The following is a 13479-nucleotide window of genomic DNA, read 5'->3' as shown; positions in this document are numbered from 1 at the left end:
GTGCTGTCTATTTGGCCTGACGGGGCACGCCGCCGGAACAGGTGGTGGACCCGACTCAATGAACGGAGGCCGGACAGCCGCAATGATCGAGAAACACCCGGTACAGGCCGGACAGTTGGCCATCAAATCAGAACTTCCCGGCAACCGGTCCATGACTGCTGATACAGACAAGGTACAAGGCGAACATCCCGAGAGCCAGACGGACCTGCAACTGGTTCGCAAGGTACGCAATGGCGATCGCGCTGCGTTCGACCTGCTGGTGGTCAAGTACCAGTCGCGGGTCGCCTCCATCATCAGCCGCTACGTTTACGATAGCCAGGAAGTCATGGATCTGACCCAGGAAACCTTCGTCAAGGCGTACCGCGCCATTGATCGTTTTCGGGGCGATAGCGCCTTTTATACATGGCTCTACCGCATTGCCGTGAACACCGCCAAGAACTTCCTCGAGGCGCGCGGGCGGCGACCACAGGGCAGCGCGGATTCGTCCGAGGCGGAAAACTTTGATGAGGGGGCCCGGTTGCGGGATACCGCCTCGCCGGAACGCCTGTTGCAGCGGGAGCAGCTCCAGAAGGAACTGAACAGGGCTATTGCGCAGTTGCCGGAAGAACTCCGGTCGGCGTTCCTGCTCAGGGAATACGATGGCCTCAGCTATGAGGACATCGCCGGCATACTCGAGTGTCCGATCGGAACCGTTCGCTCTCGAATTTTCAGGGCCCGGGACGCGGTAGACCGCCATCTCGGACCCCTGCTCAACCATTCGGTGACGTAATTGAGGTTGCATCCCATGGATGATCGTCTCAGAGAAACACTGTCTGCCATGATGGACGACGAGGCCGATGAGCTGTCGGTTCGCCGCCTGTTGTCCCATGACCGCCAGGACGAGGTGCGTGCCCAGTGGCAACGCTGGCAGGATGTGCGCGATCTCATGCACGATACCCATGTGCCGGCCGATCGCCTTGATATCAGCAAGGGGGTTCGGGAGGTTCTGGACGGTCGCCACTCGGCCCTGGACCGCTCCGGGGCGGGTGCCCTCAGGGCATCCACGAGACGCTGGCACTGGCCTGCCGTTGCCATGGTAGCCATGGCCCTGCTCGTGGGGTTTGGTGCCGGCGCGGGATGGGATTCCTCCGCGACCGGGACGGTTCAGCCGGTGACTGCGGCCACTACAGACGCTGCCGCACCGCAAGCGCCGGTTCGGGAAATCGCCCTGCAGGGGCTGGATGAGGAGCAGTGGCAACAGATGAGCCGGTACCTGCTGGAGCACGCGCAACACAACAGCGTCGGGGCTGGTCGCGGTGCAGTTGGCTATGCCCGACTGGTCAGCGCCAACGGCGGCGGATACTGAGTTCCCGGAGCGACAGTGAGTACTATGCAGACCCCAACCGCCCATCGACATCCCTGGTCAACGGCACTGCTCATTGTGTTGATGGCCTTCGCTGTGCCGGTTCTCTCCGATGAACAGGAAGCCTCTGACTGGCTCAAGCGGCTGGGCCCGGCGCTGAACATGACCTCCTACCAGGGCGTGTTTGTCTACGCCCGCGGAGACAGTGTTCACTCCATGCAGATTGCCCACCGTTACCACAATGGCGTGGTGGAAGAGCGGCTGGTGCTACAGGATGGCGGTAACGGCGAGATTGTCCGCAAGGGCATGAACGTGGTGTGTGTGCTCCCGGAGCGCGGTCGCGTGAAGCTCGACCAGGTGATTCCGTCAGGGCCTTTCGCCGAGGCGTTTACGAGCCAGCTGGTTCCGGTCAGTCGCTGGTATCGGGCAGAGATGAAAGGCGAAGACCGGGTCGCCGGTTATGACGTGGTTTCGGTGGCCCTGAGTGCCCGGGACGCCTACCGCTACAGCCATCGTCTTTGGCTGGAGAAAACCACGGGTCTGCTGGTCAAGAGCCAGGTCCGCAACGCCGACGGCGAGGTTCTGGAACACTTTCAGTTCACCAGCCTGAGAATCGGCAACGACATTCCGGACAGTGAGTTCGAGATTCGTACCGAGGGTCGCGAAATAGCGACCACCCTGGATGCCGGGAAGCCCGAGGCCTCCCGGATTGGCCAGATGGACGGCTGGCACCTCGGTTGGCGACCGGACGGTTTCATGCCCGCGGCGGCACCCCGTTCGGGCAAGGGGCAGGCCGTGGCCTTTTCCGACGGTCTGGCCGCGTTCTCGGTGTTTGTCGAGCCGGCAGGTCAGGTGGACATGCCCACCGGTGCCTCATTGATTGGCGCAACAACGGTGTACATGCACCAGGTGAATAAAGGCGGCAGTGGGTTCCTGGTGACTGTGGTCGGTGAATTGCCGCCTCACACCGCGCGGCAGGTGGCCGAATCGGTTCGCATCGAGAACGCCGTCGCCGCCCGATCGGAGAGCCCATGATCACGGAAACCGGAAAGGTCGTTGCCGAGAAAGGGGAGAGGGTCTGGGTCCAGACCATTCGTGCCAGTGCCTGCCAGAGTTGCGCCGCCCGCAGCGGCTGCGGGCAGCGCGTGCTCGCCTCGGCCACCGGTGGTCGGGCAAACCAGATTCTCGTGCCCAACTCGATCAACGCGCGGGTTGGCGATGAAGTAACCATCGGTATCGATGAGCGCGCCCTTCTGGGTGCCTCGCTGCTGGTCTACGCACTGCCACTCCTGCTGATGGTGGTGGCCAGTGTTCTGGGTCATCGCCTCAGCGGTGGTCAGGATGCACCGGCGATGATGGCCGCCGTCGTGGGCCTCGCCGCAGGCTTCTGGGGAGGACGTAAACTGCAAAGCCGGGTCGGCAGTCACTACGAGCCCCGTCTGGTTCGGGTGAACCGTATCACCTCCGCGAACTGTCCCTGAACCCTACGGTTTTTTAAGTTGAAAACGCCCTGGGTGATCCCAAAATCTACCGTCAGCCATGACAAAGAACTGGAGTTTATGATGTCAAGCAGAGCACACGTTGTTGAGCTGCCCTGGAATGCCCAGTCGCAGACCAGGCCCCTGGGTATGATGCTGGTTCTGAGCTTCCTGTTGCTGGTGGCCTGGAGTCAGCCGGGCTCCGCAAGAAGCCTTCCCGACTTCACCGAGCTGGTGGAGGAAAACGCCGGCGCAGTGGTGAACATCAGTACCACGACCGCCCCGAAAGCCAACACCTCGGGTAACCGGGGCATGCCGTTTGATGAGCGTCAACTGGAGCAGCTCCCTGAGTTTTTCCAGGATTTCTTCCGAGGGCCCCAGTCGCCCTATGGTGGCGGCCCCGGACAGTCGCAGCCGCGCCGCTCCATGGGCTCCGGATTCATTGTGTCCTCGGACGGCTACGTTCTGACCAACAATCACGTTGTGGAAGGTGCCGACGAGATCATCGTGCGCCTGAACGATCGAAGGGAGCTTCCCGCCACCTTGGTTGGCACTGACCCGCGCTCCGACATGGCCGTCCTGAAGATCGAGAACGGGGAAGATCTGCCGGTAGTCCAGATCGGGAAGTCGGAAGAGCTGAAAGTCGGTGAATGGGTGTTTGCCATTGGCTCACCGTTCGGATTCGACTACACGGTAACGGCCGGCATCGTCAGCGCCCTCGGTCGGTCCCTGCCGTCCGAGAACTACGTGCCGTTCATCCAGACCGATGTCGCAATCAACCCGGGCAACTCGGGCGGGCCGCTGTTCAACCTGGACGGCGAAGTGGTTGGCATCAACTCCCAGATCTACACCCGCTCCGGCGGCTTCATGGGCGTGTCTTTTGCCATTCCCATCGACGACGCCATGAACGTGTTCCGCCAGATCCGGGACAAGGGTTCCGTTTCCCGGGGCTGGTTGGGTGTGCTGATTCAGGAAGTCAATCGCGACCTGGCGGAGTCCTTTGGCCTCAGCCGGCCGCGGGGCGCCCTGATTGCCGAGGTGATGGCGGATTCCCCGGCCCAGGCGGCTGGTTTGCAGGCCGGTGATATTGTTCTCAGCTACGACGGAGAGGAAGTCGAGCTGTCCTCCGATCTGCCACCCATGGTGGGCCGGACGCCGGTCGGCGAGACAGCCAACCTGACGGTGCTGCGTGGCGGCAAGGAAATGGAGCTGCAGGTCGAGATCGGCCGTTTGCCGGAGCAGGGCGGTCAGCAGGCCTCGGCGCCCGCCGGTGACAGCAGCGGTCCCGCCTCCGCACCTCTGGGTATGACGGTTGAGCCGCTGCCCTCCAAGCTGGCGGAATCTCTTGGGGTTGAAAGCGGAGTGCTGGTCAATAATGTGGCCCGCGGCCCGGCCGCCGAGGCAGGCATTCGTCCGCGCGATGTGATCACCGAGATCAACCGCCAGAACGTGTCCTCGGTTGATGAGTTCCGGGAGGTTGTCCGCGGGTTGCCAGAGGGCAAGGCGGTGTCGGTCCGGATTGTCCGGGAAGGCCGTGCCCTGTATCTGGTGATGAAACCCTGATCGGCTGATCCCGAAGGAATCTGATCAGCAGCCCGTCTAACCAACGGGTGTACGAGCCCCCGGGGGTGTCCGCGAGGACATCCCCGGGGGCTTTTGTTATACTCAGCCGGTTAAAAGAAGAATGAATGGCCAGGGAACGGACCAGAACCATGATGAACCGACAGGAAATTTCCCTCCGAAAACTTCTGGAATTCCGTCACGCCTGGGTGGCCTGGCTCGTTTTCCTGGTGTCCATAGGGGTGACCGTGCTGCTCTGGCAGGTGTCGATACGCCTGGTGGAGGATCGCACCGAAGCCCGGTTTCGCACCCAGTCCCTGCAGCTGAAATCCGCCATCGAAGAGCGTCTGCTGAACTATGAGCAGGTGCTGGCTGGTAGCGCTGGCCTGTTTGCGGTCGCCGGCGAGGTTTCCCGGGATCAGTGGCGGGAGTACGTCGACAAGGTCGACATCAACCGTTACTACCCAGGCATCCAGGGTATCGGTTATGTCCGTCGGATTGGTGTCCGGCAGATGGCAGATCACATTTCATCGGTCCGGACGGAAGGTGTGCACAACTACCTGGTTAATCCGCTCGGCTCCGGCCCCTACTATTACCCGATGGTTTACCTTGAGCCGGGCACCGAACGGAATCGACGCGCGCTCGGCTACAATGCGTTCAGCGATCCGATCCATCGTCGCGCCATGGAGCGGGCCCGGGATGAAGCAACGCCCACGGTAACGGCAAAGGTGGTTCTGGTGCAGGAGGAGCTTGCCGAGGACCAGGCCAGCTTCCTGATGTACTACCCGGTGTTCCAGGGCGGAGACATTCCCGAGATCCGGGCCGAACGACGGATGATGCTGGCCGGGTATGTGTTCAGTGCCTTCCGCATGAACAACCTGATCGACGGCATTGTGGGCCTGATTTCGCCGTTTCTGGACGTTCGCATCTACGATGCGGGTGTGGTCGCCCGGCAAAACCTCATGTACGGCTCTAACCTGGGCTCTCTCGACAACGAGTTCAGCTTCCAGATGAGCCAGACCATCAGCCACGGGGGACGGGAGTGGCTGTTGCAGACCCGCTCCACTCCCGCGTTCGATTTCCTCGCGTCGGATCCCCGGCCGCCCATCGTGCTGGGCAGCGGGCTGGTGATCAGTGTTCTGCTGTTCCTGTTCGTGCTGGCCCTCATTCGCTCACGACTGATGGCGCAGGTGAGTGCCGGTCGGTACCGTGCCATCACCGAGGGCGCTGCCAACGTCACGCTGGTGATGGACCAGGATGGGCAGCCCCTGTACGCCAGCCCATCCAGTCTCGACATACTCGGTTTCGAGCCGGACGAAGTGCAGGCGCTGGACTTCGAGCAGCTGGTTCACGGAGACGACTGGCCGCAGCTGCAGAAGGGGTTCGATGAATCGCTGGCCGCCCCGGGCAAGCAGATGCCGGTGATTCGCACCCGGATAAGGGATGCGGAAGGCCATTGGCGGGATATGGAAGGCACCTTCACAGCCATGCTCTCGGTGCCCGGGGTAAACGGTGTGGTACTGAGCCTGCGGGATCTCACCCAGCTCAAGGCAGCCCAGTCCGAATTGCATCGCCTGGCCTTCTACGATCCCCTGACCGGGCTGGCCAACCGGCAGCTGTTCCGCGACCGCCTGGAGCATGTGGTCAGTCGCTGCCGACGAAGCGGCGAGCCCGCGGCGCTGATGTTCCTGGATCTGGATGGCTTCAAGCGTATCAACGATACCCTCGGCCACGACGCCGGCGACGAGCTTCTGAAGCAGGTGGCCCAGTGGCTCGTTGGCTGTGTCCGGGAAGAGGACTCCGTGGCCCGCCTTGGCGGTGACGAGTTTGTGGTGCTGCTGTCCCGCATCAGCGGGTCGGACGCCGCCGGCAAAGTCGCCGAAAGTATTCTGCGCAGCCTTTGCCAACGGATCCGGCTCAATGATCACGAGGTTGGCATTACCGTCAGTATTGGCATCACCATGCTCCCCCACGACAGCGAAGATGCCGGCACCCTGATGAAGTTCGCCGACCTCGCGATGTACCGGGCCAAGGAGTTGGGGCGCAACACCTTCCAGTTCTTCACGCCGGCCATGAACATCAAGGCCGCCCGCCGCCTGTTGCAGCAGGAGGAGCTTGCCAGCGCCCTCGACGGCGAGCGCTTCGTGCTTCATTACCAGCCCAAGGTGGATCTGGCGACCGAGCGTGTGATAGGCGTGGAAGCCTTCCTGCGCTGGCATCATCCGGAGAAGGGCCTGGTATCGGCCCAGCAGTTCATTGGCCTTGCCGAGGAAACCGGCCTGATCGTCCGGCTGGGTGAGCTGGCCCTGCGCCAGGCCTGCATTCAGGTGCAGGCGCTGGAGCGCGCCGGTTTCGAGTCCCTCAAGATGGCCGTGAATCTTTCGGTTCGTCAGCTCACCGATACCGGCTTCCTCGACATGATCCGGCAGGTGATCACTGAAACCGGCGTGGCACCGGAACGTCTGGAGCTGGAGATGCCGGCCGAGCTACTGAACGAAGACCCCCGGATGCTTCGGGAACTGCTGGTGTCCCTCCACGACCTGGGTGTTTGCCTGATTCTCGACGATTTTGGTACCGGTTCCTGTTCCCTGGTGGCCCTGCAACAGTTGCCCCTGGACGTAATCAAGATTGATCACCGGTTCATTCGCGACATTCCCTACAACGTCAGCGCCACCGACGTTGCCTCGGCGGTCATCGCCCTGGCCCGCAAGCTCCACCTCACCGTTGTCGCCGAGGGCGTGGAAACGCCGCAGCAGTTGAGCTTCCTCAAAACCCATGGCTGCGCCCAGTGCCAGGGCAATCTGTTCAGCTATCCGCTGGATGAAGATGCCCTTATTGGCTTCCTGATTCGCCAGTACGAGCGGCCGCTCATTTCCTGATCATGGCAATGGCGGCCGGTAACCGGTAAAATCACGCCGTTCCCGGACCGCGGTCGCGGCCCCTCCGGGCTCAATCCTTCGTCTTTTTATGAGTATTCATCGTCTGTGACTGAACTGAGCCGAATCCGTAACTTTTCCATCATTGCCCACATTGACCATGGTAAATCCACACTGGCAGACCGTTTTATCCAGGTCTGTGGCGGCCTGACCGACCGTGAAATGGCCGAGCAGGTTCTGGACTCCATGGATCTTGAGCGGGAGCGCGGGATTACCATCAAGGCCCAGAGTGTCACGCTGAACTACAAGGCCCGGGATGGCCAGGTCTACAAGCTGAACTTCATCGATACCCCGGGACACGTTGACTTCTCCTACGAGGTGTCCCGCTCCCTGTACGCGTGCGAAGGCGCGCTGCTGGTGGTGGACGCGGGTCAGGGCGTTGAGGCCCAGTCGGTGGCCAACTGCTACACGGCGATTGAACAGGGCCTGGAAGTGGTGCCGGTACTGAACAAGATGGACCTGCCCCAGGCAGAGCCGGAGCGCGTGGCCGCGGAGATTGAGGACATCATTGGCATTGAGGCCGGTGACGCGGTGCGCTGCAGTGCCAAAAGCGGCATGGGCGTTGAGGACGTGCTGGAGGACCTGATCCGGAAGATCCCGCCGCCCAAGGGCGATCGCAGTGCGCCGCTGCAGGCGCTGATCATCGACTCCTGGTTCGATAACTACCTGGGGGTTGTATCTCTCGTTCGGGTAACTGAGGGCGCCCTGAAGAAAGGCGACAAGATTGTCATCAAATCCACCGGCAAAGCCTGGAACGCTGACAAGGTGGGTATCTTCAATCCCAAGCCTACCGATACCGATGTGCTTGAGGCTGGCGATGTAGGGTTTGTTGTAGCCGGCATCAAGGACATCCACGGTGCGCCGGTAGGCGACACCATTGTGCACCAGAAATTTGCCGAGCAGACGCCCATGCTGCCGGGCTTCAAGAAGGTCAAGCCGCAGGTCTACGCCGGCCTGTTCCCGGTCAGTGCCGACGATTACAACGATTTCCGGGACGCCCTGGAAAAGCTGACCCTCAACGACGCCTCCCTGTTCTTCGAGCCGGAAAACTCCGACGCCCTCGGTTTTGGCTTCCGCTGCGGGTTCCTGGGCATGCTGCACATGGAAATCATCCAGGAGCGGCTGGAGCGAGAATACGACATTGATCTGATCACCACGGCACCGACGGTGATCTATGAGGTGGTTACCAGGCAGGGTGAGACCCTGTCGGTGGACAACCCCTCACGGCTTCCGGATATTGGTTCCATTGAGGAAATGCGCGAGCCGATCGTGGAAGCCAACATCCTGGTGCCCCAGGAGCATATCGGGAACGTGATCGCCCTGTGCGAGGAGAAACGGGGCATTCAGAAGAACATGCACTTCATGTCGACCCAGGTCCAGCTCACCTACGAGCTGCCCATGGCCGAGGTGGTGATGGACTTCTTCGACCGGATCAAGTCGGCCAGCCGGGGCTTTGCCTCGCTCGATTACCATTTCACCCGGTTCCAGACCGCCAATCTGGTTCGGTTGGACGTACTGATCAACGGCGAGCGGGTGGATGCCCTGGCGCTGATCGTGCACAAGGAACAGGCCCATCACAAGGGGCGTCAGCTGATTGAAAAAATGAAGGAGCTGATCCCCCGGCAGATGTTCGATATTGCGATCCAGGCTGCCATTGGCAACCAGGTGGTGTCGCGGGTGACTGTCAAGGCGCTGCGCAAGAACGTGACCGCCAAGTGTTACGGCGGCGATGTCAGCCGCAAGAAGAAACTGCTGCAGAAGCAGAAAGAAGGTAAAAAGCGTATGAAGCAGCTGGGTAACGTCGAGGTGCCTCAGGAAGCGTTTCTTGCCGTACTGAAAGTAGACAAATAAAAGGCGTCCTCGATGGATATCGATTTTCCCCTGGTTCTGGTGGTACTGACCTTTGCAACGGGTCTGATCTGGCTGGCGGACAAGCTGTTTCTGCGTGAACGTCGGATGGCGGCTTACCGCGCCAGTGGTGGCACGGCCGTTGACGCGGGCGAGGGCGCCGAGTCCGAGGAGCCCAGGGAGCCCTACCTGGTGGATCTCAGCCGGTCGTTCTTTCCGGTGCTGGCCATTGTTCTGGTGTTGCGATCGTTCCTGGTGGAGCCCTTCCAGATTCCCTCCGGCTCCATGTTGCCGACCCTGGAGGTGGGTGACTTCATCCTGGTGAACAAATACGCCTATGGCCTGAGACTGCCAGTGGTGGGCACCAAGGTGGTCGAGGTTGGCGACCCGCAGCGCGGCGACGTGATGGTGTTCAAGTTTCCGGAAGACGGCGAGACCAACTACATCAAGCGGGTGATCGGCCTGCCCGGTGACCGGATCCGCTACCGCGACAAGCAGTTGTATATCAACGGCGAGCGTGTGGAAACCCGCTTCATTGCCCGGTTGCCACCGGTGGAATTGCGCCGGGAAGACCTGGGCCGGGTGGAGCACGATATCTTCCTCACCCTCGGGCAACCCGGTGGCAGTGGCGAGGGCGAGTGGGTCGTGCCCGAGAACCACTATTTCGTAATGGGTGATAACCGCGACAACAGCAACGACAGCCGCTACTGGGGCACGGTCCCCGATGAAATGGTTGTCGGCAAGGCGTTTGCCATCTGGATGCACTGGAAATCCCTTACCAGTCTGCCATCCTTTGATCGTGTGGGCGGAATCGAGTAACTCGGACTATTCGGAGCGCAGTTGTAATGAAGAAAAGCAATCTTTCCGGCCTCGGCCGTCAGCGCGGTGCGTCGGCCCTGACCATGATGGTCATGGTGCTGTTTTTTGGTGGTCTGCTGACCCTGGTGATCAAGCTCGGTCCGGCCTACCTCGATGACATCACCATTCGGGAGGCGCTGGAAAGTCTCGATGGTACCGAGGGGCTCTCGCAGATGGGACCTGCCCAGGTGCGCACCCTGATCAATAAACGCCTGAGCGTGAATAACGTGCGTGGCTTTGATGCCAAGAATATCTCCGTTGAGAAAAACGGTGAGTTCGTGGTGATCAAGGTGGACTATGAGGTGCGCAATAACCTGTTCAGCAACGTGGACACGGTGGTCCACTTCAAGCACGAATACGAGATGAAGGGCAAGTGAGTTCGCAACCGGATCTGGATCAGCTACAGCGCCGCATTGGCTATCAGTTCAAATCGCCGGAGCGGCTGCTGCTGGCGCTTACCCATCGCAGTTACGGCAACCAGAACAACGAGCGCCTGGAGTTCCTGGGCGATTCCATTGTAAACATGGTGATTGCCGAGTACCTTTTCCTGCACTTTGAAAAAGCCCGAGAGGGGCAGCTGAGCCGCCTGCGCGCCCGCATGGTGAAGGGGGTGACTCTGGCGGAGATCGGGCGGGAGTTTCAGCTCGGCAACTACCTGCGACTGGGCTCCGGTGAGCTGAAGAGCGGCGGGTATCGCCGGGAATCCATCCTGGCCGACGCCGTGGAATCCATCATCGGTGCCATCTACCTGGACAGCGACTTCCACACTTGCCGGGCGCAGGTGTTGCGCTGGTTCGAGCACCGCCTGGAGAAGCTGGATCTGCAGGACACCCAGAAAGACCCGAAAACCCGGCTGCAGGAATACCTTCAGTCCCGACAGTTTCCGCTGCCGCGCTACGATGTGATTTCCGTGGATGGCGAGGCCCACAACCAGACTTTTCACGTGTCCTGTGCGCTCCCTTCCCTGGACCGGAAAACCACCGGCACCGGCAGCAGCCGCCGCGTCGCTGAGCAGCAGGCAGCCCGAAACGCCCTGAAAGAACTGGGCGTGGAGAACCAGTAATGAACGATATCACCCGTCCGGAGAATCCAGACAGCCGCTGCGGTTTTGTGGCCATTGTGGGCCGCCCCAACGTGGGCAAGTCCACGCTGCTGAATCACATCCTCGGCCAGAAGCTCAGCATCACCTCCCGCAAGCCCCAGACCACGCGCCACCAGGTGCTCGGTATCAAGACCGACGGGCCGGTACAGGCCATCTACGTGGACACGCCGGGTATGCACGAGGAGGAGCCACGGGCCCTGAACCGTTACATGAACAAAGCCGCTACCTCGGCCCTGGTCGACGTCGATGTGGTGGTGTTCGTGGTGGATCAGCTGGCCTGGACCACCGCCGATGAACTGGTGCTGGAGAAACTCAGCCGCCTGACCTGTCCGGTAATCCTGGCGGTCAACAAGGTCGACAAGATTGAAAAGCGGGAAAGCCTGCTGCCGCACCTGGACATGCTTTCCAGGAAGCGTGACTTCGCCGAGATCATCCCGCTGTCGGCGCTGAAAGAGACCAATCTCGAACCCCTGGAAGAGGCTGTGGGCCGCTATCTGCCCGAGAGCATTCACTTCTACCCGGATGACCAGATTACCGATCGCAGCGAACGTTTTCTGGCCTCGGAAATCGTGCGCGAGAAAATCACCCGGCAGTTGGGGGCCGAGTTGCCCTATTCGGTGGCCGTGGAAATCGAGGAATTCAAGCGTCAGGGCAAGACCCTGCACATTTCCGCGCTGATTCTGGTGGAGCGGGAAGGCCAGAAGAAAATCATCATCGGAGACAAGGGTGAGCGCATGCGTCGCATCGGCCAGGAGGCCAGGACCGATATGGAGCGGCTGTTTGACAGCAAGGTCATGCTCCGGCTCTGGGTCAAGGTCAAGCGCGGCTGGGCCGACAGCGACCGGGCCCTCAAGAGCCTGGGCATGAACGACCTCTGAGGCGCTGATGGCGCGGATGAAGGAGCCGCCGTCCCAGGAACCCGCCTATGTTCTGCATCGCCGTCCATGGCGTGAAACCAGTCTGCTGGTGGATGTGTTTACCCTCAACCATGGCCGGATGACGGTGATTGCCCGTGGTGCCAGCAGCGCGAAAAGCCCCCTGAAAGCCCAGTTGCAGCCGTTCCAGCCCCTGATGCTGGACTGGGCCGGTCGGGGCGATCTGAAAACCCTGACCCAGGTGGATGTTCGTCATGGGCCGACGCTGACCCGAACCGTCGCCCTGTACAGTGGCCTCTACCTGAACGAGCTGCTCCAGCGGGTGCTCCCCGTCGCCGATCCGCATCCGACCCTGTTTGCCGCCTACATCGAGGCACTTGAGCAGCTGTCCCAATCCACTGACGTGGAGCCGGTGCTCCGGCATTTCGAACGGGCCTTTGCCAGCGCCCTGGGCTATGACTTTGCCTGGGATCTGGCCACGGATACCGGCCAGCCCGTCGAGCCCGACGGCCAGTATTGTTATGATCCGGAGCAGGGCATAGTTTCGAACCCGGCACCCGGTGTGCGCCTGCAGAACCTTTCCGGGCAGGTGCTGCTGGATCTGGCCGGCGGAGACTTTCGGTCTGAGCCGTGCAGACGCATGGCGAAGCGGGTCATGCGTGTTCTGGTGGACTATCTTCTGCAGGGGCGGCCCCTCAACAGTCGCAGCCTGTTCATGCACCTTCGGGGAGAATCTGATGAATCCTAGAGTATTGCTTGGCGTCAATATCGATCACGTGGCCACCCTCCGTCAGGCCCGCGGGACCCGGTATCCGGATCCGGTGCAGGCGGCCCTGCTGGCTGAGGAAGCCGGTGCGGATGGCATTACTATCCACCCGAGAGAAGACCGTCGGCATATTCAGGATCGGGACGTCCTGCTGCTCAAGGAAGTGCTGCAGACCAAGATGAATCTTGAAATGGCCGTGACCGATGCCATGCTCGCTTTTGCCGAACAGGTGCGCCCGGAATGCGTCTGTCTGGTGCCGGAAAAGCGCGAGGAGCTGACCACCGAGGGTGGTCTGGATGTGGACGGCCAGGAATCCCGGGTGGCCAAGGCGTGTGAACGCCTCGGTCGCATTGGCGCCGAGGTGTCCCTGTTTATCGACCCGGACCCGTTGCAGATTGATGCTGCCGTGCGCTGCGGTGCACCGGTGGTGGAGTTGCACACCGGCGAATACGCTGAGGCCGACACGCCGGAGGCCGAAGACGCCGCGTTCCGGACCATTGCCGAGGCGGTGGCCTATGCCCGAAAGAAAGGGCTGGTGGTGAACGCCGGCCACGGTCTGCACTACCACAACACCGAACGGGTGGCGGCCATTGCAGGGATTAACGAACTCAACATCGGCCACGCCATCATCGCCCGGGCGGTCTTTACCGGCCTCAAGGATGCGGTCAGGGACATGAAGGCGATCCTGGAGCTGGCCCGAAACCGGGCCTGATC

At 61.3% G+C, this 13479-nt stretch carries 13 protein-coding genes; all 13 read left to right on the top strand.

The features are described from left to right. Positions 1-82 precede the first annotated feature (82 nt). The 13 genes from rpoE to pdxJ all read left to right on the top strand — a co-directional run bounded on the left by rpoE (position 83) and on the right by pdxJ (position 13477). A complete protein-coding gene (gene rpoE, locus ACFC20_RS11090; protein WP_375193067.1) occupies positions 83-769 on the top strand; it encodes an RNA polymerase sigma factor RpoE in 687 nt (228 codons plus the stop codon). Between the two features lie 15 nt (positions 770-784). Beyond that, positions 785-1345 carry a sigma-E factor negative regulatory protein gene (locus ACFC20_RS11085; protein WP_375193066.1) on the top strand — a complete coding sequence of 187 codons (561 nt, stop codon included), beginning with the start codon at positions 785-787 and terminating at the stop codon, positions 1343-1345. Between the two features lie 81 nt (positions 1346-1426). Further along, positions 1427-2377, top strand: a complete 951-nt coding sequence (locus ACFC20_RS11080) for a MucB/RseB C-terminal domain-containing protein (protein ID WP_375193079.1) — start codon at positions 1427-1429, stop codon at positions 2375-2377. After that, entirely contained in the window at positions 2374-2823 is a 450-nt protein-coding gene (locus tag ACFC20_RS11075) for a SoxR reducing system RseC family protein (protein ID WP_375193065.1), read from the top strand. Before ACFC20_RS11080 ends, ACFC20_RS11075 begins: the two co-directional genes overlap by 4 nt. A gap of 150 nt (positions 2824-2973) precedes the next feature. Beyond that, positions 2974-4383: a DegQ family serine endoprotease gene (locus ACFC20_RS11070; RefSeq protein ID WP_375193078.1), complete on the top strand. Its 1410-nt coding sequence runs from the start codon at positions 2974-2976 to the stop codon at positions 4381-4383. A 149-nt stretch (positions 4384-4532) separates the two neighbouring features. Further along, a complete protein-coding gene (locus tag ACFC20_RS11065; RefSeq protein ID WP_375193064.1) occupies positions 4533-7259 on the top strand; it encodes an EAL domain-containing protein in 2727 nt (908 codons plus the stop codon). A gap of 105 nt (positions 7260-7364) precedes the next feature. Continuing rightward, positions 7365-9167 (top strand): translation elongation factor 4, encoded by a 1803-nt coding sequence (lepA, locus tag ACFC20_RS11060; RefSeq protein WP_375193063.1) that lies wholly within the window; start codon positions 7365-7367, stop codon positions 9165-9167. Positions 9168-9179: 12 nt separating this feature from the next. Further along, positions 9180-9983 (top strand): signal peptidase I, encoded by an 804-nt coding sequence (gene lepB, locus ACFC20_RS11055; protein WP_375193062.1) that lies wholly within the window; start codon positions 9180-9182, stop codon positions 9981-9983. 26 nt (positions 9984-10009) lie between these two features. Beyond that, a complete protein-coding gene (locus ACFC20_RS11050) occupies positions 10010-10399 on the top strand; it encodes a DUF4845 domain-containing protein (RefSeq protein ID WP_375193061.1) in 390 nt (129 codons plus the stop codon). Further along, entirely contained in the window at positions 10396-11085 is a 690-nt protein-coding gene (gene rnc, locus ACFC20_RS11045; RefSeq protein ID WP_091991523.1) for a ribonuclease III, read from the top strand. Before ACFC20_RS11050 ends, rnc begins: the two co-directional genes overlap by 4 nt. Next, a complete protein-coding gene (gene era / locus ACFC20_RS11040; protein ID WP_375193060.1) occupies positions 11085-12002 on the top strand; it encodes a GTPase Era in 918 nt (305 codons plus the stop codon). The genes rnc and era overlap by 1 nt, the downstream gene beginning before the upstream one ends. A gap of 16 nt (positions 12003-12018) precedes the next feature. Then, entirely contained in the window at positions 12019-12747 is a 729-nt protein-coding gene (gene recO / locus ACFC20_RS11035; RefSeq protein WP_375193077.1) for a DNA repair protein RecO, read from the top strand. Further along, positions 12737-13477, top strand: a complete 741-nt coding sequence (gene pdxJ, locus ACFC20_RS11030; RefSeq protein WP_375193059.1) for a pyridoxine 5'-phosphate synthase — start codon at positions 12737-12739, stop codon at positions 13475-13477. The genes recO and pdxJ overlap by 11 nt, the downstream gene beginning before the upstream one ends. The last annotated feature ends 2 nt before the right edge of the window (positions 13478-13479 follow it).

This window comes from Marinobacter sp., from assembly GCF_041984545.1.
Classification (GTDB): Bacteria; Pseudomonadota; Gammaproteobacteria; order Pseudomonadales; family Oleiphilaceae; genus Marinobacter.
Note: the sequence above shows the minus strand (reverse complement) of the source record. Positions and strands in the feature narration are given on the sequence as shown.